We start from the raw sequence: 25802 nt of genomic DNA, 5'->3' as shown, positions 1-25802 counted from the left end.
CGGTCGGCTTTTCCCTCTTTCTACTAGCATCTACTTATGAAAAAGATACTCACCGGACTGCTAACAGCCTCCCTGCTTACGGGCGGCCTAGTGGGCTGCAACAATAAGCTGAATGTACAGCCCGTCAGCAGCATTGACACGGCCAATGCTTTTAACACGTCTGATGACGTACATGCTGCCCTTATCGGCTGCTATAAAGGCCTGCAAAGCACGAGCCTATATGGGGGCGACTGGCAATTGATGACCGACCTGCTCGCCGATAACGGCGACGAGATGTTTGTGGGCACCTACTCGCAGCCGCAGCAGGCCCAGCGCAAAACGCTTCTTTACAGCAACAGCTTTATTTCGAGCACCTGGCTGAGCGCCTACGACGTTATTAACCGAACGAATAACGTGTTGGCTAACCTCAGCAAGCTTAGCACGCCGGCTCAGCAAAGCAGCGTGGAAGGGGAAGCGAAGTTTATCCGTTCGATGGTGTATTTCGACTTAGTACGCTCCTTTGCCCGCGACTGGAACGATGGTACGCCCGCCAACAACCCCGGAGTGCCGCTGGTGCTTACTCCCACTACTTCCATCTCGGAGGCCAGCAGCGTGAAGCGAAATACGGTGGCGGAAGTCTACACTCAGATTATCACCGACCTAAACACGGCCGAAAGCAAGCTCCCTGCTTCTAACGGCTTTTTTGCTAATAAATATGCCGCTGCCGGCTTGCTGGCGCGCATCTACCTGCAGCAAAGTAATTTCTCCGCAGCGGCGGCCGCAGCTAACCGGGTTATCAGCTCTAACCGCTTCAGCCTAAACCCTGGCTACGCCGACAACTTCGTATCGAACAGCAGCCTGCTGGCCAATACGTCGGAAGACATTTTTGCGCTACAGTTCTCGGCACAGAGTGGCACCAACGACTTGAATACGTTCTACTCGCAGAATCGCCGAGCCGACGTGGAGATTCAGCCGCAGTTCGTGAAGCTTTTCGAAGCTGGCGACGACCGCAAGAACCTGTATCAGCCCAATGCTAACAGCACATATTACACCACCAAGTACGATGTGCTTTATGGCAATATCAAGCTCATTCGCCTCGACGAGATGTACCTGATTCGGGCCGAGGCTAACCTCCGGGCCGGTACGCAGCTTGGCGACACGCCCGTGAATGATATCAACGTCATTCGCCAGCGGGCGCAACTGGCGCCCCTCGCCACTGTTACCCTGGCCGATATCCTCAAAGAGCGCCGCCTGGAGCTTGCGTTTGAGGGTTTCCGCCTCGGCGATATCAAGCGTAACCAGCAATCGGCTTTCGACCCGCTGACTAACACTACGCTGGCCTGGAATTCGCCTAAGCTGGTATTCCCGATTCCGCTACGCGAAATCAACGCCAACCCTAACCTGGTTCAGAACCCAGGCTACTAGCCCGGTAGTAGCTCTAAGTAAAGGCCCGCAACAGTTGTTGCGGGCCTTTTTTCATGTTGGCAATACTGCATTTTTTCGCGACAAAACAGAAATTAACTGTTACTACATGAAAGACTGCCCAGTAAGCACTTGAAGAGGGCTAGCGCCGACTTTTGAAGTAGAAACTGTTGCTTATTCTGCCCGCCTGCCCGCTTTGTTCATAATATATTCTCCTGGCACCCTCTTTATTTGCCGCCACTCCTTGTGCAGGTTAGAGAAGCATATTGGGTAGAATGTCTACGCGTTTTTAGTATCAATTTTTCACTTATTACTCGCCTTATGAGAAATATTTTCGCTCCCTTGCTGGTAGTGGCAGCGCTACCGGCAGTTGCGCAAACCCAGGCTGTTAGCGGCCGGGTCGTCGGCGCCGATGGCAGCCCTGTACCCGGAGCTACTATTGTGGAACGCGGCACTACCAACGGCGTGAGCAGCGGCGCCGACGGCAACTTTACGCTGAGCGTGCAGCCGGGTGCCACGCTCGTTATCAGCTCGGTAGGCTATGCCAGCCAGACGGTAGCCGTGGCCGGCCGCAGCACCATAAATGTGACCCTAGCCGCGAGCGCCACCGACCTGGCCGAGGCCGTGGTAGTGGGCTACGGCTCGCAGGCCAAGGCCGACGTGACGGGCGCCGTGACGCAGCTATCGGGCAGCGTGGTGCAGAACCAGCCGGTGCAGTCGTTCGAGCAGTCGATTCAGGGCCGCACGCCGGGCGTGGTTATCAACCAGGGCAGCGGCAAGCTGGGCCAGGGCCTGAACATTCAGGTGCGGGGTACTTCATCGGTATCGGCCTCCAACCAGCCGCTGTACGTGATTGATGGCATTCCCGTCACGTCGCAAGACCAGTCGTCGGCCAGCACCGAGCCGCTGAACCCCCTAGCCGACCTCAACCCCAATGACATCGAGAGCATTAGCATTCTGAAAGATGCTTCGGCCTCGGCCATCTACGGCTCGCGGGCGTCTAACGGGGTAATTATCATCACTACCAAGAAGGGCAAGCAGGGCCAGACCAAGGTAACGGCCGGCTACTACTACGGCATCAGCGCGCCCACCCGCCAGCGCCAGTTTCTGAATTCTTCGCAGTACAACGAGCTGCTGGGCGAGTCGCTCATCAATGCGGGCTACTCGACCCAGGCTAGCCTGCCGAAGGACTTTACCAACTACTTTGGGCTGGACTATAATTCGCCTTACAACACCAACTGGAGCGACCAGGCCTTTCGCAACCAAGGCAAGTACAAGCTGTTTGGCGGCGGTGCCAACGTGTCGCAGTATGATTTCAGCGTGAGCGGTGGCGACGCCAAAACGCGCTTCTACCTGAGCGGTACCTTCAACGACCAGAAAGGTATTATCGTGGGCAACCGCTTCCGGCGGGGCAGCCTGCGCATGAACCTCGACCACAGCATCTTGGACAACCTGCGGGTGGGCCTCAACACCTCGCTGGCCCGCACCGTGAACGACCGCGTGGCCGGCGACAACGACTTCTCCAACCCATTGCAGCTCAATGCCCTGGCGCCGACGCAGCCGGTGTATGACCCCACCACGGGCTTGCTCAACGCTCAGACTATCTACTACAACGCGCTGATTGACCAAGCCCTGGGCATGAACCGGGCCGGCACTTACCGCTCGTTCAGCTCGGCCTACCTCAACTTTGTGCCGGTGCAGGGCCTCACCATCCGTACGGAAGTAGGCGGTGACTTCCTGAACCTGAACGAGGACCTGGTGCGCAGTGCCGGCACCCAGACGGGTGGCGCCACGGGCTACGCTTTCAGCGCCCAGACCCAGGTAGTCAACTACACCAACAACAACACGATTACCTACGCCCGCGACTTTGCCGAAAACCATCACCTCGACGTGCTGGTGGGCGAGTCGTACCAACGCTCCGACACGCGCGTGACATCGGCCGAGGGCCGCGGCTTCCCGACCAACGACTTTACCCGCATCAACAGCGCGGCCGTGAAAACGGGCGGCTCGGGCTCGTCGGGCACTGGCTATTCTATTCTTTCCTACTTTGCCCGCGTCAACTACGCGTTCCAAGGCAAATACCTGATAGGCGGCAGCGCCCGTATCGACGGCTCGTCGCGCTTCGGGGCCGAGCGCCGCTATGGTACCTTCGGGGCCGCCTCGCTAGGCTACCTGCTCTCGGAAGAAAGCTTCCTGAAAGGCAATACCGTTATCAACTACCTGAAGCTGCGCGCCAGCTACGGCCTGACGGGTAATGCCGAAATCGGCAACTTCTCGGCCCGTAGCCTGGTGGCGGCCCTGCCCTACGCCGACCAGTCGGGCACGTTTATCGGCTCGGCGCTCGGTGACCCAAGCCTGACCTGGGAAAACACCAAGCAGACGGACATCGGCGTGGAATTTGGCTTCCTGCAAAACCGCATCACCGGTGAGGTAGATGTGTACCAGAAGCAAACCGACAAGCTGCTGCTCAACCGCCAGCTGCAGCTAGCTACCGGCTTCAGCAATGCTACCCAAAACGTGGGCTCGCTGCGCAACCGCGGCCTCGAAATTGCGCTGAACGGGAAGATTCTCGACGGCGACTTCAAGTGGAGCGTGGGCGGCAACATGTCGTTCAACCGCAACCTGATAACCTCACTGGCTACGCCCATCATCCCGGGCGGCGCTATCATTAGCCGCGTAATGCAAGGCCAGCCGCTGGGCGTGTTTTACACCAAGCGCTATGCCGGCGTAGACCCCGCCACCGGCGATGCCCTCTATACCCAGGCCGATGGCACGGCCACCAATGACTACGGCGCAGCGCCCGACGTGAAGGTGGGCAACCCGAACCCCAAGTTCACGGGTGGTGTAAATACCACGGCCAGCTTCAAGGGCTTCGACCTGAGCGCGCTAGGGCAGTTTAGCTACGGCAACGACATCTACAACGCGGCCGGCGTGTACCAGTCGACAGGCTTCAACAACTACCTCGACAACCAGACCACCGACCAGCTCAACCGCTGGCAGAAGCCCGGCGACATCACCAACGTGCCCAAGTCGAGCTTCGGCTCGGGCAATGGCATTGGCAACTCGTCGCGCTTTGTGCAGGATGGCTCGTTCTTCCGCGTGAAAAACGTGACGCTAGGCTACACCATCCCGGCCGACCTCGTGAAGCGCGGCTACCTGCAATCGGTGCGCATCTACCTCACGGCCCAGAACCTGGCTACGTTCACCAAGTACACCGGCTATGACCCGGAGGTAAACACCTTCGGCTTGGGGGCTAATATCATCGCGCTCGGCCACGACTTCTACACGCCGCCGCTGCCCAAAACCTTCCTCATCGGGGCCAACCTGGGCTTTTAATCCTTTGTCCTATCGTATCATATGAAAAATATATTTTCTAAATCGGCCTTGGTGCTTTCGCTAGGCCTGGGCCTGGCGAGCTGCAAGGACGCCCTCGATATTGAGCCCCAGCAAGGCATCGACCTTTCCACGGCCTTCAACACGCCGCAGAAAATCGGCGCCGCCGTGGTGGGCTGCTACGCCCAGCTCGACAATTCGAGCCTTTACGGCACCGACCTCATCCTGGTGCCCGAGCTCATGGCGAGCGACAACTACATCACCTGGCGGGGGTCGTTTCAGAATTACGCGCAGCTGTCTAACCACATCCAGAATGCGCAGATTTCGAACGCGCTAGGTATCTGGCGGGCAGCCTACGCCAACATCAACCAGACCAACCTGGTGCTGGCCAACCTGGGCGTCGTAGCCGACAGCGCCCAACGCAAGCAGTTCCGGGGGGAGATGCACTTCATCCGGGCGGCCATGTACTTTGAACTGGTGCGCCTCTATGCCCAGCAGTACCAGCCGGGCGGCGCCAACACGCAGCCGGGGGTGCCCATCAACCTGATGGCCAACAACTCCATCTCCCAGGCCGACACGCAGCTGCCACGGGCCACGGTGCAGCAAGTGTACACGCAGGTTATCAGCGATTTGCAGGCTGCCATAAAAGGCCTGCCTGCGCTGAATGTGACCCGGGCTTCGTCGTATTCGGCCGAGGCGCTGCTAGCCCGCGTGTACTTGCAGCAGGGCAACTACCCCGCCGCCCGCGCCGCAGCCGATGATGTAATTACGAACAGTGGGGCGGCGCTGGCCGGCACGCTGGCCGCCGTATTTGCCAACCGCAACAGTGCCGAAAGCTTGTTTGAGGTGCAGCAAAACGACCAGAACAACGCCGGCACGGCCAACAGCGGCCTGGCCACCTTCTTTGCAGGCTACAGCCCCACCGGCGACCAGGGCATCCTGTATGGCCGCAGCGATGTGCAGGTGAGCGGCGCGTTTGCGGCTCTCTACGGCCCCCCCACCGGGCCAGATGTGCGCGGCACCGACTCGCTTACCATTTTGCAGACCAAGAAGCTTATTTACTTAAGCGACGGCAACAACCGCCCCAACCAGCTACGCACGGCCAAGTGGCGCACGTATGGTCAGAATATTCCGCTCATTCGCCTGGCCGAGATGTACCTCATCCGGGCTGAGTGCGATATCCAGGCCGGCAAATCGGGCCTAGCCGATATCAACATCGTGCGCAAGCGCTCGGGGGCCACCCCCCTGACGAGCGCCACGCTGAGCGACGTGCTGCTGGAGCGCCAGCTGGAATTGGCTTTCGAGGGCTTCCGGCTCTACGACCTCAAGCGCAATAACCTGAACGTGCGCGAGTTCCAGCCTGCCGTACCTGCTACCCCTACCGACCCCGGCTCGCCCGCCATTCCGGCCCTCAACGCCAACGACCCGAAGGAGATATTGCCGATTCCGTACCAGGAAATCAACAATAACCCAAACCTGACGCAGAACCCCAGCTACTAGGGCTCCGCTGTTGCGTTACAAGAAAAGACCCGTGCCAGTGGCGCGGGTCTTTTCTTTTGGTGGCTTTGGGGCCACTTAGAAAGCTGTTTAGGAAGTCACTCACACTGGTCAAACTGCTCTCCGCCGCCCGGCCGGGGCAGCCGACTGCCTGAACAGGTTCATTCGTCTTCTTCAGCTCGCTCGAAGTCCAGGCCGCGGGCTAGCCCCACAGCCTCATCTTCTACCTGGGCCAGCAGGTCGGGCGCGTCGGCGTCGAGGGTACGAGCGAAGAGGTCGAGCAGGGCCTCCCCTTCGTCGTTGACGTAGAGGTTGGTGTAAATCTGCTCGAAGAGCTTATTCTCTTTGCCAATTTGCTTGTCGATATCCTGTGGCGACTTGGCTGTGTTGAGGGCGCGGTGCAGCACGTCGGCGGCGCGGCGGGCTTCGTCGTGGTCGCCCAGGTCGGCCAGCAGGCGCAACAGGCTGGCCGCCACGCCCAGGCGCCACTGCTCGAAGCGAAACGGCTGCTCGGCTCGGTTAGCCTGCTCGAAGCCAGCAGCGGCCCCTAGCGTGGCTGGCGTAAGGTAGTGTGCCACGTCGGTGGGCGCGCGGAACGCCAGGCGCAGCAGGGTCTCGTAGGTCGTCATTTTTTGAGCTTATAGCCGACAGCTGCTGGCTGCCAGCCTAATCGAATCAACAAAAGCTAACAGCCAGCAGCTGCCAGCTATAGGCCTAAGAAAATACCTGCCACACCAGCAGCGAGGCCGCGTAGGCGAGCCCGGTCATGTACACGAGTTGACCCAGCGGCCAGCGCCAGCTTTTGGTTTCGCGGTAGGTGACGGCCAGCGTGCTCATGCACTGCATGGCAAATACATAGAACACGAGCAGCGACAGCGCCCGTACCGGCGTGAAAAAGGGTTGGCCCTGCGCATCGCGCTCGCTGGCCAGCTTCTGCTGCACGGTGCCCAGGTCGGCATCCTGGCCCACGCTGTAGATGGTGCTCATGGTGCCCACAAACACTTCGCGGGCGGCGAAGGAGGTAAGCAGGGAGATACCAATTTTCCAGTCGAAGCCCAGCGGCCGGATGGCCGGCTCGATGATGTGGCCAAAAGTGCCGGCGTAAGAAGTTTCGAGCCGGGCCGAGGCTTCGCGGCGCTCGGTTTCGGCAGCCGACCACCGCCGGGCAGCGGCTTGCTGCTGCACCTGCGCGGCAGCCTGCTCCTGCCGGGTGCCGGGGCCATAGCTAGCCAGCACCCACAGCAGCACCGAAATGGCGACGATGACCTTACCAGCTTGCAGCACAAAGGTTTTTACCTTCTCCACGATGGTAAGCCCCACGTTTTTCCAGCGCGGCCAGCGGTACACCGGAAACTCCATGATAAAGTAGCTGCGCTCGCGGGCCTTGAGCACCGTTTTCAGCAGCAAGGCCGAGAGCAGCGCTGAGCTGAGGCCTAGCAGGTAGAGCCCCATAAGCACCAGCCCCCGCATGTTGAAAATGCCGAGCCAGCTCTCGTCGGGCACCACCAGCGCCACTAGCACCGTGTAGACCGGAATGCGGGCCGAGCACGACATGAGCGGCGTTACGAAGATGGTAAGCATCCGGTCTTTCCAGCTTTCGATGGTGCGCGCCCCCATAATGGCTGGCACGGCGCACGCCAGTCCCGAAATGAGCGGCACCACGCTCTTGCCGCTCAGCCCAAAGGGCCGCATCAGCTTGTCCATGAGGAAGGTAACGCGGGCCATATAGCCAGTCTCTTCCAGCACCGCCAGGAAGGCGAAGAGCAAGGCAATCTGCGGAATAAATATCAGCACCCCCCCTAGCCCGGCAATGACGCCCTCGGTGAGCAGCCGCACCAGCGGCCCATGAAACCGCGCCTGAATGGCCGCGCTCAAGGCCGAAATGCCTTGGTCAATGAGGTCCATCGGGTACTGCGCCCAGGCGAAGATGGCCTGAAACAGCAGAAACAGAATGGCCAGAAAAATAAGATACCCGAACACGCGGTGGGTCAGCACCTTGTCGATGCGGTTGCTGGCTGGCTCGCGGCGCTCGGTGCGCGTCACAGTCACCACTTCCAGCAGCAGCTCGTTGATACTGGCGTAGCGGCCCACCGTTTCGGCCGCCTGCTGGGCCGTCGAGTCAAACGCGTACTGCTCGGTGAGGCTAGCCAGGTAGGTACGGTCTTCCTCGCTCAAAAAGTGCAGCTGCCGAAACTGATGCGCATAGTGCAGCGCCAGGTAGTCGTTGGGTAGCCCGAAGTGCTGGCGAATAGCTTCGAGCAGCGGCCGCAGCTCGGCGCCGGGCTGCCAGAAGCGGCCGGCGGGCGGGCGGGCGGCCAGCCGGTCGGCCATTACGATACGTAGGGCGGCCAGGCCCACACCCTTACGGGCATTCATGGGCACCACGGGCACCCCTAGCTCGCGTTCCAAGGCCACTACGTCGAGCTGAATGCCGCGCTCGGCGGCCACGTCGGTCATGTTCAGGGCCAGAATGGCGGGCAGTCCCAGGTCGGCGAGCTGCGAAAACAGCAGCAAGCTGCGGCGCAGGTTGCTCGCATCCACGGTTACGACCACAAAGTCGGGGTAGTCGGGCGAGAGCGGGTTGTAGAGCAGGTCGGCAATGACGCGCTCGTCGAGGCTTTTGGGGTAGAGCGAATACGTACCCGGCAGGTCTACCACCTCGGCCCGGCGCTGGCCCCCTAGCTGGGCCACGCCGGTTTTACGGTCCACCGTCACCCCCGGGAAGTTGCCTACTTTCTGGTTGAGACCCGTGAGCTGATTGAAGAGCGACGTCTTGCCCGAATTGGGATTGCCGATGAGAGCCAGGCGGGGCAGGCGCTCGGCCAAGGGCGCCGCGCCCCCGGTGCCGGGCTGCGGCACTGCCGGCTGCACATCCTGAATAACACCCGCCATAGGGTTCTGGGTTAGTCTTTTAACTGAATAGTAATGGCCTCGCTCACGCGCAGCGAAAGGGTATACTCCTCGTCGCCGAGCACCAGCATCAGCGGGTCGCCGAGCGGCGCCCGGCCCGTTAGCCGCACCTGCGTGCCCGGAATACAACCCATTTCCAACAGCTTGAGTGCCATCTGGGGGTCTTTCAGGCAGCACACGGTGGCCGACTCGCCGAGACGCAGGTCATTGGCAGTGCGACGAGCAGAAACCGGCTGCGGAGCAGCCACGGCAGCAGAGCGACGAAAAAGAGCCACGGGCGCGAGAAGTTGGTTATTTAGATTTAATTCAAACAAAGATACGGCCGTTTAGTTGGCGGTGCCAGGTGGGGAGCATTTTTTTAAGGGCTCACCGGGTTTGCAAGCCGCCAGCTGGCCTATTTAGGAGGGTCGCACAAGAAGTAGTGTTTTTTTGTGCATGGCAAATGTGGCAACGATAAGTACTTCCGCTTATTTTTGCACTAGCCAGTCCTTTAACCCCTCTCAAATGTTTCAACGTTTATTTTATTTTGCATTATTTTTATGCATAGCGAGCGGCGCTGCCCACGCGCAGACTGCTACGCCGGCCGCCGCCATGCTAGCCGGCAAAATCATTGACAAGGCTACCAAGGAGCCGCTGCCGTTCACCTCGCTTAGCTTAAAAGAAGAGCAAACGGGTGCTCTTAGCAACGAGTTCGGGGTGTTTCAGCTGCCGGGGCCGCTGAAAAATGAAACCGACTCCCTTATTGTGATGGCGCTGGGCTACGAGCACCTGGCCATTGCGGTGCAGCGGGGCAAGCCGATGGCCAACCTAGTGCTGGAAGTGAACCGCCGCGCCATTGCCCTGAGCAACGTGACGGTGAAAGGTGGCAAAGTAAAAAACTTGGAGCTAGGGGCTAACTCCAGCCACCCGGGTGAGGGCCTGCTGCAAGGCCAGCCGGGCGGGCAGTATGCCTTCTTTGTGAAGAACGATAAGAACAAGCGCCTGGGCAATATTCGCTCGGTGTCATTTTACATCGGCGAGAATGGTTTTCCCCGCGAGCCATTCCGGGTGCGCCTCTACAAGCCCGACGGCAACTACAATTCGCCGAACACGGACATCTTGACCGACAACGTGGTGGTATCGGCTCCCAAGGGCGGCCAGTGGTATACCGTCGACCTGACGCCCTACAACGTGGTAGCGCCCGAAGAAGGCTTCTTCGTGGCGATGGAATGGATTGTGAGCGGCGACAAGTTTTTCAACACCAACTTCATGGACGATAACTACACGCCCTACGGCCAGATTATGCGTCCGACGTTCGAATTCAAGGAGAGCCGCACCTGGACCTACAGCATTGCCAAAGGCTGGACGCTGCTCACGATGGCCACCGCCGCCGGCCAGCACTACAACGCCATGATTAAGGCGGAGGTAGATATGATTAAATAAGCACTGTCGGCGCCGGTATTATCTTTTATGCAGAGCCCGGCTAGCTGGGCTTTGCTTGTTTTAGGGCAAGGCAGCCAGCATATTACCCGACCCCTAGGCACAGCACAGAGCATTATTAGAAAAATACCATTGTCATGAATGCGTCATCAAGCAATAAAATGCCTCATACGCAATTTCAGGGCACATTTTATAGAAATTTTTACCACACCTTATAAACAAGCACACGGTCGTAATTAAATTTGTACGCCGCGTTCTTATTCATTTTACTTTTTCTGTATGATTAAGCGTTTACTATTCTTTTTACTGGCCGCCGCGCTACTGCCTGCCCTAGGGTGGGCCCAGCAGGAAGGCCGCATTACGGGCCGCGTGGTGGATGAAAAAACCCAGGACCCAATTCCGTTTGCCTCTATCAACCTGCGCGAAGAGCAAACCGGTGCCCTCACCAACGAGTACGGCTATTTCCAGCTAGCTATGCCCACGAAGGTGACCGAAGACTCGGTGATTGTGATGGCGCTCGGCTACAAGCGGACGGCTCTCTTCGTGAAGCGCGGCACCAATATGGAGGAAATTATTATTCAGCTACCCAAGCAGGCTATCGCGCTAGCCGAAGTGAAAGTGGATGCCAAGGCCGTGAAGCCTACGCTGCTAGGGGCCCACTCCAACTCGCCCGCCGCCGGCATGATTCAGGGCATGCCAGGCAGCCAGTATGCTTTTATGTGCAAGAACGACAAAGCCAAGAAGCTTGGGCTTATACGCACGGTGTCGTTCTTCATCGGTGAGAATGGCTTTCCGCGCGAGCCGTTCCGGGTACGTATCTACAAGGCCAACGGCAACTATAACGCCCCGAACGAAGACATGCTCACCGAGAGCGTAATTGTGTCGGCAGCGCGCGGCGGCGAGTGGTTTACGGTCGACTTGTCGCCCTACAACCTGGTAGCGCCCGAGGAAGGCTTTTATGTAGCAATGGAGTGGATTGTAAGCGGCGACAAATTCTACACCACCAACTTTATGGATAACTACACGCCCTACGGCCAGATTTTGCGTCCTACGTTCGAGTTTAAAGACAGCCGCACCTGGAGCTACGCCATTGGCCGGGGCTGGAATCTGGTGACGCTCGCCAACGGTGGCTCGCACTTCAATGCCATGATGCGCGCCGAGGTAGACGCATATAAATAGCCCGCAGCTTGAAGCGGCTTGAACAGATTTCGCAAATAAGCCTGCTAAAGCAGGCTGGCTACCCAACCAGGTTATATTAACGAAAAGAGGCCCCCTAGCTAGGGGGCCTCTTTTCGTTTAAGTTTATGCCGCTTTTGTAGTCGCAGCCTTTTAAAATGGAGAGCGAATAAACGCGAATCCCACCTAGGCAGCCCGCTTTAGCGGGCATATCTGCGAAATCCGTTCAAGCCGTTTTGAAGCTGCGGGCTAGCGGACGCGCACGGCAATCTCGACGCGGCGGTTTTCCTGGCGCCCGGCGGCTGTGGCATTGGTGGCGGCTGGCTGGCTTTCGCCGAAAGCCTCGGTGCTAAGGTGGTCGGCAGGCAGCTTATCGGTGGTGATGAGGTAGTTCTTCACGGCCTCGGCACGCTGCTGGCTCAGCTGGCGGTTGTAGCTTTTATCGCCGCGTGCATCGGCAAAGCCTTGCACCTGCACGTCTTTGCCCGGATAACGTTTGCTTATAGAAGCGCTAATCTGCTTCAGCGCTTCGGCCGCACTCGGCTTAATCGTAGCCTTATCGGTGTCGAACAACACTTTTTCCTCTAGGCCATACACCTGGTAATCTTCATTGCCACGCACGGTAATGCCGCTCAAATTCACTTCGGGCAGCTTTACGTCGGCTAGCTTGGCCTTGGTATTATCGAAGGCGCTGCTAACGGCCGAGCCTACTTTGCTGGCGGCACTGTCTACCGTGTTGGCGGCACCCGCGGCGGCATCGCCCACCGTTTTGCCGGTGCGGGCCACTACGGCCGTATCGGCGGTCGCCTCGCCGAGGGTGTTTTTATCGTCCGATTTTTTGAGGTCGTTGCAGCTAGCCAGCAGTAATACGGCGGCCAGCAGCGGGTAGGTGAGCTTGGTCATGAAACAAGAGCAGGGGTGTTAAGGCCAGCATGCGCCGGCGGTGAAAGACCCACCGCTTACGCAAAGCTGGCCCTCCCTGTTGGCGTACCTGCCAACCTGCGGGCCGTACGACCGAAGATAATCGAGCTGCTACGAAGCAAACCGACGGCGCTATTTAGCGGGCAACGCCGTTATCCAGGCCCGGATGGCTTCTTCGGCGGCGGGCGAGAAATTGGGCTGCGCCTGCCCGGCTACGATGGGCCACTGGTCGCGCTCGGGCTGAAACACGTGGTTGACGCCCGGCAGCTTCTTAGTAGTTACTAGCCTACTAATGCTCAACCCATTCACTAAAGCCACCATGTTGCTATCCGGGTTAAGTATCGGGTCGGCGCTGCCGTAGAGCAACAGCACGGGGCAGGCCACCTGCGCCAAGCTCTCGGCTGGGTCGAACGACAGAAAATAGCGGTAGGGCGCCGTGGTCAGCTCCGATGCACGCGCATCGGCGGCGGCATCGCTAAGCATGGGGTTATCCTGTTTCAAAATTTTGGCTACAATAGCGCGGGCCTGACTACGGTTGATGGTTTGCCGGATGGCGTCGAACGTCATTTGCTGCCGCTTGAGGGCGATGGCTAGCTGGCTTGACGAGGTTTGGAGGCTGCGCAGGGTCGCCTCTTCCTGCTGCATGGCCGCCTCCCGGCCAGTGAGGCCGTAGGGCGCCAGCCCCACCACAAAGGCCGGCGGCTCGGGGCGCACGGCGGCCAGCAGCGCCACGTTGCCGCCCTGGCCGTGGCCAATCAGCCCTAGCTGGGTCGGAATCAGCTCGGGGCGGGTACGCAGGAAGGCTAGCGCAGCCTGGGCGTCCGTTACCTGGTCGACCAGCGTAGCCTCGGCCGCGCCGGTCGACTGGCCGGTGCCCCGGTCGTCGAAGCGCAGCACGGCAATGCCGCGCCGGGTGAGGTAGTCGGCTAGCCAGCCCTGGGGGCCAAACTCGTTCACGGTGCCGTTGCGGTCTTGCGCACCCACATCGCTGAGCAGCGCCACCGCCGGAAACGGCCCTGGCCCGGCCGGCACGGTGAGCGTGCCCGCCAGCTGCAGGCTAGCTGCCGCGTTGGGGATTGTTACATTCTCTTCGCGATACGGCGGCGTAAGGCGGGTTTTGGTAGCAGTGGCCAGGGTGGGCAGGGCCGTGTGGGTTAGGGTGAGAGGCACCCGAAAACCGGGCTGCTGCCAGGTGCCTTGGAGCTGACCTGCATCGGGCACCAGGCGGCCCGTGAAACGGCAATTGGCTTCGACCGACGCAAAAGTGATGGTATCGGCGAGGGTAGTAACCGTGACAGATAAGTTGCTGACGCGCTGCTTAGGCACATCCAGCGTGGCGAAGTATTCGCCGCTGCTCAGCTTTACCAGGCGAAAAATGACTTCTAGCTCGCCGCCGGGCAGCTTCAAAGGACCCTTCCAGAGGCCGTCGAGCGGCGTATCGGCCGGGCGGGGCGCCGACGCGCCGGGCAATGCCCAAGTTAAAAATAATAGTAGAAAACTACAAAAACCTATACGAGTAAAGACCATACAATCAAGTAGAACTAGAAGGGAAATAGGTGTTTAGGAACAATTTAGCCGCTAATTTATCTAGTAAATAGGCATAGTTCAGCCTCGTGCTGTGCGTTTTGCATGGCACGAATAATCGAAATTAGAATCAAGTCGCTTATTATCAATAAGTTATTCGCTTACAAACACGCGCTTTACACGCTCGCTCACGTTGGTGAGCAGCTCGTAGGGGATAGTGCCGATGCGCTGGGCCAGCTCGCTCGTGCTCAGTCCTTCGCCAAAGACCACCGCTACGTCGCCGGCCCGGGCCTCGGGCACGTCGGTCACGTCTACCATCACCATATCCATGCACACCGAGCCTACTACCGGGGCGCGGCGGCCGTGCAGTAGCACCAGCCCCTGGCCGTTGGAGAAGCGCCGGTCGTAGCCGTCGGCGTAGCCAATGGCCAGGGTCGCTACGCGGCGCTCATGAGCGGTAGCGGCACCCCGGCGGCCGTAGCCCACAGTAGTGCCGGCAGGGAGCGTTTTTATCTGCGAGATAGTAGTCTTTAGTGTACTAACAGGCAGCAGGTTGTGGGCATCTTCCGCGCCAGCTTCTACGCCGTAGAGTCCAACGCCCAGGCGCACCATGTCGAGCTGCGCCTCGGGGAAGCGCCGGATACCCGCCGAGTTGAGCGCGTGCTTGAGGGCCGGGTAGCCTAGCACGGCCTCGATAGCGGCGGCCATGCGCCGGAAAGTGGTGAGCTGCTGCTGCGTAAACTCGTCGTGGCTAGGGTCGTCGGCGGCGGCCAGGTGCGTCATAATGCCCGCTACCGGCAGGGCCGCGCGGTGGGCTGCCAGCAGGGCCAGCAGGCCGGGCAGTTCTTCTTCGGAGAAGCCTAGCCGGCGCATGCCGGTATCGAGCTTGAGGTGCAGCGGGGGCAGCGGGCCGGCGCCATCGTGGGTGGCCTCGCGGGCAGCTTGCAAATAGTCGTGCAGGCGCTCGAGCGAGTAGATTTCGGGCTCCAGGCGGTAGCGCCGCAGCTGGCCAAACGAATCAGGCCCAGGGTTTAAGACCATGATGGGCAGGCTGATACCGTTGTCGCGCAGTTGCTGGCCCTCGTCGGCGTACGCCACGGCCAGGTAGTCGGCCCGCTGAAACTCCAGCAGGCTAGCTACCTCATACGAGCCGCTGCCGTAGGCAAAGGCTTTTACCATCACCATGAGCTTGGTGCCGGGGTTCAGGCGCTGCCGATAATATTGCAGGTTGTGCGTGAGCGCGTCGAGGTTCACTTCGAGCACCGTGCCGTGCTGGGGCTGCTGCAAAGCCGCCACCACCCGCTCGAAGCCGAAGCGCCGGGCACCTTTGATGAGGATGGTTTCGTTTTGAAAATCGGTCGGCCGTAGCTCGGCCAGCAGCATCTCGGTAGAGTTATAAAATCTGGAATCAGGCAGGACGAATGAAGAATCACCCATTCCCAATTCTTCCTTAATCGCCTCCCCTACCCCGATAAGCCGCGTGACGCCGTGCGCCTGCACCAAGGCTGCCACGCGGGCATAGAGCTCGGCGGTGCTGAGGCCCGACTCCAGCACATCGCTGAGAATAAGAGTGCGGCCACCGGGTCGGGCCTGCCGACTCAGGGCGTCGAGGGCTAGCGAGAGGCCGGCCAGGTCATTGTTGTAGGTATCGTCGAGGAGGTAGCAGCCGTGGCGGCCGGCCTTCATTTCGAGGCGCATGGCCACCGGGTGCAGGCGCAGCAGCCGGCGCTGTATTTCGGCCGGGGCTAGGGCCTTGGCAGGGTCGAGCTGGCGCCAGAGCAGCACGGCCAGGCAGTGCAGCGCATTCTCGACCGACGGCTCATCGGCAAAGGGCAGCGTGAAGCGCGAGGCCGCCCGCAGCGCCGGCTGCTCGGCGGGGAAGTGGGCCGCCGCGTCGGCATCGCCCAGGCGCACGCGCACGGTGGTAGTGCCCGCCGAATTGGGCTTGAGACGAAAGTGTAGGGCCGCGCCGGGGGCGGCGTGGCGCGTCCAGGCCAGGGCAGGCAGGACGCGGGCCCGCACAGCCGCGTGCACCACCGGCTGGTCGGCGCAGTACACGAGCAGTTCGAAGCCGGGCTGGGCAAACAGGCCGAGCTTTTCATCCAGCTTCTCTTGCTGCGAGGCAAAACCAGCATCATGAGCGGTGCCCAACGTAGTGAAAATGCCGTGCGTGGGCCGAATAATCTGAGCGAGCCGCGTCATCTCGCCGCGCTCCGAAATACCAGCTTCGAAGATGCCTAGCGTGTGCCGGCCGGGCGCCAGCTCCCACACGCTTAAGGGCACACCTACCTGCGAGTTGTAGCTTTTGGGCGAGCGGCAAATGTCCTCGTCGGGAGCCAGCAACTGGGCTAGCCATTCCTTCACAATGGTCTTGCCATTGGAGCCCGTGATGGCCCACACCGGCCCCGCAAAGGCGGACCGGTGCCGCGCCGCTAGTGCCTGTAGCGCCGCCAGGGTGTCGGGCACCTGCACAAAGCCCGCCTCGGCAAACGGCGCCAGGCTAGCCGGTGGGTGGCTAACCACAAACAGCCGCACGCCCTTGGCATAGAGCGCGGCCAGGTGCTGGTGGCCGTCGTGATTGGGGCCGCGCAAGGCAAAGAATACGGCGCCCTCGGTGAGGCCCACACGGCGGCTGTCGAGCAGCAGGGTGACTAGGGCCACCTCGGTGGTCGGGGCTTGCAGCAAGGCACCGCCCAACAGGGCAGGCAGGTCGAAAAAATAGATAGCCATGGCCCGGCAAAGGTCGGAATGCGGGTCTACATGCGCGATGGCCGGGGCCAAGCTGCCGCCTATACAGGCCGGCAACAGGCAGCATTACATTTGACCGCCGCCCGGCTAGCCCCTTTTCTCTCCTTAACCTATGCGCTTGATTATCTACCTGCTGCTCAGCAGTCTTTGGCTTAGTCAGTCTGTTTCAGCTCAGAAAACATCCGCGCCGTTGCGGGTAGCCACTTACAACCTGCGCATGAACACGCCCAGCGACGGAGCTGATGCCTGGCCTAATCGTAAAGAATTGGTTAAAAACCTAGTGCGCTATCATGACTTCGATGTGTTCGGTACCCAGGAAGGCTTCCAGGGGCAGCTTACCGACCTGACCGAGCTGCCGGGCTACGCGTTCGTGGGCAAGGGGCGCGACGATGGCAAGCAGGCCGGCGAGCACTCGGCTATTGTGTATAAAAAGGCCCGGCTAACGCTATTACAAACCGGCGACTTCTGGCTGAGCCAGACGCCCGACCGGCCTTCGCTGGGCTGGGATGCCACCTGCTGCAACCGCATCTGCACCTGGGCCAAGTTCCGGGATGCGAAAACGCAGCGGGATTTTTTCTTTTTCAGCGTGCACTTCGACCACCAGGGCGTGGAGGCCCGGCGCCAGTCGGGCCTGCTCATGGCGAAGAAAATCAAGGAAATCGCGCAGAACACGCCCGTTATCTGCGTAGGCGACCTCAACTCGACGCCCGATACCGAGCAGGTAAAAACCCTGCAAGCGCTGCTACACGACTCCTATCTGTTCACGGCCCAGCCGGCCTACGGGCCAGTCGGCACTTTCACCGGCTTTAAGCTCGATGCCCCTTTGGTCGACCGCATCGACTACATCTTCGTGAGTGCGGGCTGGCAGGTGTTAACCTACGCCGTACTCACCGACTCGATGCGGGGCCACTATCCGTCGGACCACTTTCCGGTGATGGCAGAAGTGGTGCTGAAGTAGGCCTAGCCAAGCCCACTCTTATTTGGATAAGAAGCTAGGGTACTCCTGCCCCCGTTTCTTGAACCCTCGGTTATCTTCCCAGCCGGAGGTTCGCCGTGTATAGGCGACCGTGTTGGCGGGGCAGCCGGTGATGTAACTACTTAACAAGTCACAAAAATATCTATCCTTGCGAGCGCAGCGCGGTAAGGATAGACGGGTTAATTAGCCCCCTTCCCCGCCCCGGCGCTACCTTCGGGCTCTCATTGCCTACTCTGTAGTTAAGCCGTCCGATGGCCGTTTCCGCTTCTTATTCTTCTGCGCCCGCTCCTTTGTGGCAGCGGGCCTGGCCGCACGTGCTGGCCGTGTTGTTTTTTGTGGTGCTGGCCGTGGCCTACTTCGCGCCCATCGTGTTTGAGCACCAGACGCTGGCCCAGCACGACATTACCCAGTTTCAGGGTGGCGCGCACGAGACGCAGCAGTGGGCCGCCGAGCACGGCCACGAGCCGCTCTGGACCAACTCTATGTTCAGCGGCATGCCGACGTACCTGATTTCGGTACACTTCCCCGGCGACCTGTTTGTGTACGTGCAGAAGTTTATCGCGCTAGGCTTGCCGGGCGTGGTGAGCAACCTGTTTGTGGCGCTGCTCTGCGGCTATGTGCTGCTGGTGGCGCTGGGGGTGCGCCCGCTGGTAGCGGTGGCCGGCGCGGTGGCGCTGGGCTTTTCGAGCTACAACCTCGCCATCTTGGCGGCCGGGCACAATACCAAGTCGTGGGCGCTGGCCTACGCGCCCTTGGTGCTGGGCGGCCTGTTGCTGGCTATGCGCCAGAATAAGTGGCTGGGCGCCGCTCTTTTCACGCTAGGCCTCACCATGAACATGCGCGCCAACCACCCGCAGATTACCTATTACCTGGGCCTGCTGGTTGTCATTTATGGCATTATCGAGTTGGTGGCGGCCATTCGGGCCGGGCGCCTGCCCGATTTTTTCAGCCGAGTAATCCTGCTAGGGGTAGGTGCGCTGCTGGCGGTGGGCGTGAGCTTCGGCCGCCTCTATACCACCTACGAGTATAGCAAATACAGCAACCGCTCGCCCTCCGAGCTTAAGGCCCTGCCGGCCCAGCCTGGCCAGGCCGCTGCGCCCAGCGCCCGCCAGCAAGACCGCGACTACGCCTTTGCTTACAGCTACGGCATCGGCGAAACTATGACGCTGCTGGTGCCCAACTTCTACGGCGGCAGCAGCGCCATGCCGCTGGGCAAGGATTCGCACATTGCCGCCGCCGGCCTGCCCGAAGAATACCTGACGGCTATGCCCACTTACTGGGGCGACCAAAGCTATGTGGCTGGCCCGGTGTACGTGGGCGTCACGGTGTGCTTCCTGTTTGTGCTAGGCCTGTTTGTCGTGGACAAGCGCACGCGCTACTGGCTGCTGGCCGGCACGCTGGTGTCGTTTGTGCTGGCCTGGGGCAAGAATTTCGAAACGATTAACAATCTGATTTTCGATTACCTGCCAGGCTATCGCAGCTTCCGGGCCGTGAGCATGGCCCTCGTGATAGCGCAGCTGGCGATGCCACTGCTGGCGGCGCTAGCCCTGTCGCGCATTCTGCGGCCGCGCATGGCCGTGGTGCCGGCTGGCTCGCCAGCGGCTGTGCCTACCGAGCCGCTGCACCCGGCGCTGGCCAAAGCGGCCCGCGCCGCGGGGGCGCCGGCCGTGGCCGTCGATTCGGCCGATAACCTGCACCGCATCAAGCAGCTTCTGTATGCCGGGGCTATCACGGCGGGCTTCCTGCTGCTGACCTGGGTGGCGAGCCTGAGCTTCGACTATGCCTCGCCGCAAGATGCTAACCTCACGCAAAGTGGCTTCACACCACAGCTGATGAGCGCCCTGCGCGCCGACCGCGCCGAGCTGCTGCACAACGACATCTGGCGCGGGCTGCTCTTCGTGGGCCTGACGCTGGCGGCGCTTTACTTTTATTTGAAGGGTAAGCTGGATGCGCGGCTAGCTGCCTTGGCGGTAGCCGCTTTGGTACTGCTCGACCTCTGGACGGTAGACAAGCGCTACCTCGGCGAAAAGAATTTCCAGACCGAAACCATTGCCGAGAGCTTCCAGCCCTCGCCCGCCGATACCCAGATTTTGCAGGATAAGGACCTGAGCTACCGCGTGCTCAACCTCGGCAACCCCTTTAACGAGGCGCGCACGTCGTACTTCCACAAGAGCATTGGTGGCTACCACGGAGCCAAGCTGCGCCGCTACCAGGACCTCATCGAACGCCAGATTTCGCAGAACAATACAGGCGTGCTCAACATGCTGAACACACGCTACGTGATAGTGCCGCCCCAGAAGCAGGGCGAAGCCGAGCAGGTACAGCGCAACCCCGGTGCGCTGGGCAACGCCTGGTTTGTGCGCGAAGTGAAAGCTGTAGCTAGCCCCGACGCCGAGATGACGGCCCTGAACACGCTCAATGCCAAGCAGGTAGCCGTGGTTGACACGAAGAAATTTCCCGATGTAAAGCCGGCTACCTACGCCGACTCGTCGAGCACTATTGCCCTCACCAGCTATGCCCCCGACGCCCTCACGTACCGCTACACGGCGGCCCAGCCGGGCACGGTAGTGTTCTCGGAGATTTACTACGCCGATGGCTGGCAGGCCTTCCTCGACGGCCAGCCGGTGCCGCACTTCCGCGCCGACTGGGCATTGCGGGCCATGCAGGTGCCAGCCGGCTCGCACGAAATAAAATTTGTGTTTGAGCCCAAGGAATACAAAGTTGGCAATACGGTATCGCTGCTTTCGAGCATTGGTGTGCTGCTGGCAGTGGGCGCGGCGGGGATATTTGGCTTCCGTCGCCGTGAACAAGAGAGTAGCTAGCGGATATTTGCGGTACTTTAGCCGTTATTTCTAGCACAATTGCGGCAGTCGTTCCTTTCTTCGCAGTAGTAGAAGGCGAATGACCTAGCAGACTTGCGGCGCTTCCTGGCGTTGCGCCCGCAATGACCGACGATTTTTACCTGCTTCAACCTATTCCGCATCCGAGCGCCGAGCGGCGGGGCGTGCGCCTGCTGCTCTGGCGCGACGACCTGGTGAGCCCTGCCCTACCCGGCAACAAGGCCCGTAAGCTGAAGTATAACCTGCGCCAAGCCTGGGCCGATGGCCATACGCGCTTGCTCACCTTCGGCGGAGCGTACTCCAATCACCTGGCCGCCGTGGCCGCCGCCGGGCAGCGCTACGCATTCGAAACCATTGGCCTGGTGCGCGGCGAAGCGCACTTGCCCCTCAACCCCACCCTAGCCCGCTGCGCGGCCGAGGGCATGGCTCTGCACTACCTCGACCGCAGCACCTACCGCCAGCGCACCGAGCCTGGCTTTCTGGCGGCGGTGCGCCGGCAGTATGGCCCCGTGTACGTGTTGCCCGAGGGCGGCACCAACGCCCTGGCGCTGCCCGGCGTGGCCGAGCTCATCGGTGAGCTGCGCCTGCACACCGACTTCGATGCCGTGGCCGTGGCGGCGGGCACCGGTGGCACGCTCGCGGGCTTGGCGCTAGGCCTGGCGCAGGCTGGCTACCCCGCCCGCGCCGTAGGCGTGGCGGCTTTGAAAGGAGCTGACTTTCTGCACGCTGAGGTAGCTGCGCTGCTTGCCACGGCCGGCGCGGCCGGGGCTGGGTACGAGCTGCACACTGGCTACCACTTTGGCGGCTACGCCAAGCTGCCGCCCGAGCTACGGGTCTTTATTCAGCAGTTTGAGGCCGATTATGGCGTGCTGCTAGACCCCACTTATACCGGCAAACTGCTGTATGGCGTGCTCGACCTTATTGAAAAAGGCCATTTTGCCCGGGGCAGTACCGTGGTGGCGGTGCACACTGGCGGCCAGCAAGGCTGGGCAGGGTTTGGTGGAATGAGTAGCAGGCCGAAGGAATGAGTGCTAACCGAAACCCGGTCAGCTACTTTCTAATATTCATTCCCTCAAGCCATTCCCTTATTGCCAGCCCGGCCAGCGCGAATACAAACGGCAGCACCGGGGCCAGAAACCGCACATCGTAGTCATCGACGGTGAGCATGACCACGGCGGCTTGCAGCAGCGGCACCCCGACCAGAAATGCCCGCCCCGGCAGCCACACCGAGGCTAGCCGCGCGCCGCGCACCGCCAGGTAGTAGAGCGGCCACAGCACCAGCACGCTCATCAGCTTGTGGCTCAGCGAGTAATAGGGCTTGATACTGCTAAAGAATACGAGCAGCTTGCCCAGCATCAGCTTGGCCAGAAAGCCAGGGTTGTGAGCGGCAAAGTAGAGTACTCTTGACATCTGGCCGATGCCATCGGGCGGCAGCACCAGCGGCGCACTGGGGTGCACCGCCCACACCGGCGTAGCAAACATGAGCTCGCCACGCACATACGTTTCCACTATGTAGAAGCTGACCAGCTGATGATTGAGCCACCACACGGCCAGGGGCGTGGCCAGCACCGCTGCCCCTACCGCCAGCCAGAATACGCGCCGCTTTTTGGTGAAGAGCGTGGCTAGCCCCGCCAGGCCCACCGCGCCCGCCACCACAAACCCATTGGGGCGCACAAGCGCCGTGAGTAGCAGCAAGCCCAGCAAAAGCAGCCATGCACCCCAGCCGCTACCACGCGTTCTGACAAAAGCCCAGCATGAAAGCACCGATAGGCTAATGAACAGCGACTCGGTGAGCAAGAAGCAATTAAACTGCTGCACATCGGGCCACCCGATAAATAGCGCGGTAGCTACGGCCGCCGCCCCGAGCTGCCCACTGGCCAGCTGCCGCACGGCGCTATACAGCGCCAGCGCCGCTAGCCCCGATATAGCAAGCTGGCCCAGCACAATGCCCCACCACCCGGCATGCAGCCGCAGCCACACGCTCTGAAACCACGGGTAGAGGATGTACCGCTGGTTGTGCTCGTACTGAAAATTAGCCAAGCCATTGTTGGCGATGGTAGTGGGGGCCGTGCCGGGCGCGATTTTGTAGTAGCCGTGCTCGGCCAGGTTGGCGGCGTAGTTGAGGTAGCGGGCACTGTCGTTAGCGTAGTGCGGGCCGTGGTACTTGGCCAGGTAGGCGGCCTGCACCAGCAGCCACAGGCCTAGCAGCAGCCAGCGGTGATAGCGCGCCAGGTGGCGTATCGCTGCTAAAATGGAAGATGGAAGCGTTGCCATTGCCCGTCAAAGCTACGCGGCGCCAACCTGAGGGTGTGGTTTGGGGTATTACTGGCTACCCTCTACAAATAGGCTGGCGCTGGCTGGCCCCGTTGCCCATCATGCTGCCTCGCCTCATTCGCCGCCTCATCCCGTTGTTTATCCTTGTGGCGCTGGGCGTGTTTTTGTGGCGCAAAATCGGCACTACGCTGGCTAGCCTCAACCCGCTAGCCCCGCGTGAGCCGCAGGTGTCGGTGACGCACAACACAGTGCTCACGCAGGTCGAAGCGCTGGGCAAGCTGGAGCTGGTGCGCTACCGCTTCAAAGATGTGGTGGAGTACAAGCGCACGGCTAAATACCCGTTTTTGCCCGATGCCAAGGCGGCCCTCATTGTGGGCGGTGAGGCCGTGGGCTGCCTCGACCTGCGCAAAATCCGTCCCCAGGACGTAGTGCTGGAAGGTGACTCGGTGGTGCGCATCATCTTGCCCGCGCCCGAGCTGTGCGCTTTTCAGGTGAACCACAACCTAAGCCGCGTTTTCAGCACCCAAAATGGCTTTTTCGACGACGCTAGCCTTGTCGATGACGCCTACCGCTACGCCGAGGCTCAGGTGCGTAAGTCGGCGCTGCAAAGCGGCATTCTGGCTGAAACGCAGCGCAACGCGCAGCAACTACTCGTGCCCATGCTGCATACGCTCACCGGCCGGCGCGTGATAATAGGCCAGCAGCTGGTAGCACCAACGGCGCCACGCAAGCTGTGAAATCTAGCAGCCTTAAAAGAGAACGTCATGCCGAGTTGCGCTCAGCATGACGTTCTCTTACGTAGTTACTACCTACGGCTAGGCCGCCCGAAAGCCCGTGGCCTGCCGAATACTGCGCTCATTGCCGCTGGCGGGGTCAGTGTAGCTGTGGTCGCTCACTTCTACCGACAGATGCTTGCCAACCAGTTGTTTGGTATCAAGGTCTTTACCTTCCTGCGGCTTAATGCCCACGGCCGAATAGAGCGACAAGATGATAGGATGGCCGGCCGGTGAGTTATAAAAGCGCTGAGTCACGAAGCCATCCTCGTTTTCCATGTGGGCAGCAAAAAACGGTACGTTCTGGTGCTCGCTGGTGCCTTCCTCGATACTGGTAATGGTAACGGTGTGGCGGCCATCGGGCAAGAAGACTTTATCGTCGCCTTTTTCAACTGCAATTTTCATGATGCCAAAAGTTAGCTGCTATTTTTAGTAGTACTAACGTAGTTGACAAACAGAAGTTGCCGGCTGGCTACTCGTCCTCGGCAGCCAGCTCGCCCAGCGCCTCCTGTATCAGGTCCGACTCGTAGCCTTTTTGGGTAAGGTAGGCCATGAGTTTCATCTTGCGTTTCATGGGGTGCGTTTCCTTTTCGCGGGCGTCGCGCTGGCCTAGCAGCTGCTTCAGCTTGTCATAGTACTCTTCGCCGTCCAGCTCCTTGAGGCCGCTTTTGATGCAATACTCGCTCAGGCCTTTCGCTTTCATTTCCAGCTTGATGCGGCGGCGGCCCCAGCCGTTGGTGCGGTGCTTGCCGCGGGCGTAGGCCTGGGCGTAGCGCTCCTCATCGAGCAGCTTTTCACGGCTTAGGCGGATGATGATTTCGCCGGCCTCGTCTTCGTCGAGGCCGTAGCTTTTGAGCTTTTCCTCGACCTCGCGCTGCGTGCGCTCCTGGTAGGCGCAGAAAGCCGCGATTTTGGGCAGCGCCTCGCCGGGCGTGTAGGTCTTGGGGGCTTTGTCGGGGTTCTTAAACATAGGGCAAATAAGAGGCGGCCGCAAAATACGGGAACGAAGCGGGGGCTAGCCCGTTGTACTAGCTGGCCCGCCGCTGCCTGCTGCAACGGCCGCCGGGGGCCAAACGTGCCGCCGCGCCGGGGCCATCGCCGTTTTTGCCTTGTATGCGCCTTTCGCCCGGAATCCTCTACATGCTCGCCTCCACGGCGTTGCTGGCCGTCGTCAACGTGGCCGTGAAGAAGCTCGACGGCCTGCCCACCGCCGAAATCATCTTTGCCCGCTGCTTTATCTCGCTCACGCTCACCGTTATTCAGCTGCGGCGCACCCACGAGCCGGTATGGGGCCCGCCTGGGGCGCGCGGCAACCTCTGGGGCCGGGGCATTTTTGGGGCCGGCTCAATCATCGGCGGCTTCCTGGCCCTTAAGGCACTGCCCATCGGCGGGGCCGTGACGCTTACTTACCTGGCCCCGGTGGTCACGGCCGTGGCGGCCATCTGGCTGGTGGGCGAGCCGCTAAAGCCCTGGCAATGGCTTTTTTATGCCTTAGCCGTGGCGGGTGTGGTGCTGGCCAAGGGCACCGACGGGCTACTCTCGGCCGGCGTGCTGATAGGTGTGGGCGCGGCCGTGTCGTCGGGCATGAGCAGCGTGTTTCTGCGCCGCGTGGGCAATAAAATTGCGCCACTAGTGCCGGTATTTTACTTCAACCTCGTGCCGCTGGCCATCGCGGCGGGCTGGATGCTGTTTGACCTAAAGCTGCCGCGCGGCACCGACTGGGCCTGGCTGGCGCTGGCCGGCATCTTCACGCATGTGGCGCTGTGGTGCGTCACGCAGGCCTTCCAGGAAAAGCAGGCCAACTTTGTGGCGGCGCTTGACTACCTGGGGCTTATCTACGCCACCGCGATGGGCTATTTCGTGTTTGGCGATAAAATCAAGCCCACGGTGTACCCCGGCATCGGGCTGGTACTGCTCGGTGTGCTGCTTAATGCCTGGTACCTGAGCCGGCAGGAGAAAAAGCCCGCGTAGCGCTCGGGGCCGGCAGCCAACCTTTTCTTCTTACCCAGT

19 protein-coding genes are annotated in these 25802 nt (G+C 60.7%); 10 read left to right on the top strand and 9 right to left on the bottom strand.

Annotated elements, in window-relative coordinates:
- Positions 1–36 precede the first annotated feature (36 nt).
- From J4D99_RS09230 to J4D99_RS09220, 3 genes are all read left to right on the top strand, one after another.
- Positions 37–1404, top strand: a complete 1368-nt coding sequence (locus tag J4D99_RS09230; protein WP_208131404.1) for a RagB/SusD family nutrient uptake outer membrane protein — start codon at positions 37–39, stop codon at positions 1402–1404.
- 318 nt (positions 1405–1722) lie between these two features.
- Positions 1723–4737, top strand: a complete 3015-nt coding sequence (locus J4D99_RS09225) for a SusC/RagA family TonB-linked outer membrane protein (RefSeq protein ID WP_208131403.1) — start codon at positions 1723–1725, stop codon at positions 4735–4737.
- 21 nt (positions 4738–4758) lie between these two features.
- Positions 4759–6234: a RagB/SusD family nutrient uptake outer membrane protein gene (locus J4D99_RS09220; RefSeq protein ID WP_208131402.1), complete on the top strand. Its 1476-nt coding sequence runs from the start codon at positions 4759–4761 to the stop codon at positions 6232–6234.
- A 158-nt stretch (positions 6235–6392) separates the two neighbouring features.
- Here the strand turns inward: J4D99_RS09220 and J4D99_RS09215 are convergent, their stop codons facing one another.
- From J4D99_RS09215 to J4D99_RS09205, 3 genes are all read right to left on the bottom strand, one after another.
- A complete protein-coding gene (locus tag J4D99_RS09215; RefSeq protein ID WP_208131401.1) occupies positions 6393–6860 on the bottom strand; it encodes a hypothetical protein in 468 nt (155 codons plus the stop codon).
- 85 nt (positions 6861–6945) lie between these two features.
- Complete coding sequence (feoB, locus tag J4D99_RS09210; protein WP_208131400.1) at positions 6946–9123, bottom strand: ferrous iron transport protein B; 2178 nt, start codon at positions 9121–9123, stop codon at positions 6946–6948.
- A gap of 11 nt (positions 9124–9134) precedes the next feature.
- The gene (locus J4D99_RS09205) at positions 9135–9416 is read right to left on the bottom strand and encodes a FeoA family protein (protein ID WP_309509624.1); all 282 of its coding nucleotides are present in this window, start codon (positions 9414–9416) and stop codon (positions 9135–9137) included.
- A gap of 229 nt (positions 9417–9645) precedes the next feature.
- Between J4D99_RS09205 and J4D99_RS09200 the strand changes: the two genes are divergently transcribed.
- Together J4D99_RS09200 and J4D99_RS09195 are read left to right on the top strand one after the other, a co-directional pair.
- The gene (locus J4D99_RS09200; RefSeq protein ID WP_208131399.1) at positions 9646–10563 is read left to right on the top strand and encodes a carboxypeptidase-like regulatory domain-containing protein; all 918 of its coding nucleotides are present in this window, start codon (positions 9646–9648) and stop codon (positions 10561–10563) included.
- 276 nt (positions 10564–10839) lie between these two features.
- Complete coding sequence (locus J4D99_RS09195; RefSeq protein ID WP_208131398.1) at positions 10840–11739, top strand: carboxypeptidase-like regulatory domain-containing protein; 900 nt, start codon at positions 10840–10842, stop codon at positions 11737–11739.
- A 246-nt stretch (positions 11740–11985) separates the two neighbouring features.
- Here J4D99_RS09195 and J4D99_RS09190 read toward each other — a convergent pair whose 3' ends face one another.
- The 3 genes from J4D99_RS09190 to J4D99_RS09180 all read right to left on the bottom strand — a co-directional run bounded on the left by J4D99_RS09190 (position 11986) and on the right by J4D99_RS09180 (position 16911).
- Positions 11986–12639, bottom strand: coding sequence for an OmpA family protein (locus tag J4D99_RS09190; RefSeq protein ID WP_208131397.1), 654 nt, complete (start codon positions 12637–12639; stop codon positions 11986–11988).
- 150 nt (positions 12640–12789) lie between these two features.
- A complete protein-coding gene (locus tag J4D99_RS09185; RefSeq protein WP_208131396.1) occupies positions 12790–14127 on the bottom strand; it encodes an alpha/beta hydrolase family protein in 1338 nt (445 codons plus the stop codon).
- Positions 14128–14334: 207 nt separating this feature from the next.
- Positions 14335–16911, bottom strand: coding sequence for a bifunctional UDP-N-acetylmuramoyl-tripeptide:D-alanyl-D-alanine ligase/alanine racemase (locus J4D99_RS09180; RefSeq protein WP_208131395.1), 2577 nt, complete (start codon positions 16909–16911; stop codon positions 14335–14337).
- Between the two features lie 130 nt (positions 16912–17041).
- On the opposite strand from J4D99_RS09180, the gene J4D99_RS09175 reads away from it, so the two are divergent.
- The 3 genes from J4D99_RS09175 to J4D99_RS09165 all read left to right on the top strand — a co-directional run bounded on the left by J4D99_RS09175 (position 17042) and on the right by J4D99_RS09165 (position 21773).
- Positions 17042–17887 (top strand): endonuclease/exonuclease/phosphatase family protein, encoded by an 846-nt coding sequence (locus J4D99_RS09175; RefSeq protein ID WP_208131394.1) that lies wholly within the window; start codon positions 17042–17044, stop codon positions 17885–17887.
- 269 nt (positions 17888–18156) lie between these two features.
- Positions 18157–20727, top strand: a complete 2571-nt coding sequence (locus J4D99_RS09170; protein ID WP_208131393.1) for a YfhO family protein — start codon at positions 18157–18159, stop codon at positions 20725–20727.
- Between the two features lie 122 nt (positions 20728–20849).
- A complete protein-coding gene (locus tag J4D99_RS09165) occupies positions 20850–21773 on the top strand; it encodes a 1-aminocyclopropane-1-carboxylate deaminase/D-cysteine desulfhydrase (RefSeq protein WP_208131392.1) in 924 nt (307 codons plus the stop codon).
- 22 nt (positions 21774–21795) lie between these two features.
- On the opposite strand, the gene J4D99_RS09160 is transcribed toward J4D99_RS09165, so the two are convergent.
- Complete coding sequence (locus J4D99_RS09160; protein WP_208131391.1) at positions 21796–23019, bottom strand: hypothetical protein; 1224 nt, start codon at positions 23017–23019, stop codon at positions 21796–21798.
- A gap of 101 nt (positions 23020–23120) precedes the next feature.
- On the opposite strand from J4D99_RS09160, the gene J4D99_RS09155 reads away from it, so the two are divergent.
- Positions 23121–23756: a DUF4230 domain-containing protein gene (locus tag J4D99_RS09155; protein WP_236018589.1), complete on the top strand. Its 636-nt coding sequence runs from the start codon at positions 23121–23123 to the stop codon at positions 23754–23756.
- A 78-nt stretch (positions 23757–23834) separates the two neighbouring features.
- Here J4D99_RS09155 and J4D99_RS09150 read toward each other — a convergent pair whose 3' ends face one another.
- Positions 23835–24197: a hypothetical protein gene (locus tag J4D99_RS09150; RefSeq protein WP_208131390.1), complete on the bottom strand. Its 363-nt coding sequence runs from the start codon at positions 24195–24197 to the stop codon at positions 23835–23837.
- Positions 24198–24264: 67 nt separating this feature from the next.
- Complete coding sequence (locus J4D99_RS09145) at positions 24265–24762, bottom strand: regulatory protein RecX (protein WP_208131389.1); 498 nt, start codon at positions 24760–24762, stop codon at positions 24265–24267.
- A 143-nt stretch (positions 24763–24905) separates the two neighbouring features.
- Between J4D99_RS09145 and J4D99_RS09140 the strand changes: the two genes are divergently transcribed.
- Positions 24906–25763: a DMT family transporter gene (locus tag J4D99_RS09140; RefSeq protein ID WP_208131388.1), complete on the top strand. Its 858-nt coding sequence runs from the start codon at positions 24906–24908 to the stop codon at positions 25761–25763.
- Positions 25764–25802 lie beyond the last annotated feature (39 nt).

This window comes from Hymenobacter sp. BT559, assembly GCF_017571525.1.
Classification (GTDB): Bacteria; Bacteroidota; Bacteroidia; order Cytophagales; family Hymenobacteraceae; genus Hymenobacter; species Hymenobacter ginsengisoli.
Note: the sequence above shows the minus strand (reverse complement) of the source record. Positions and strands in the feature narration are given on the sequence as shown.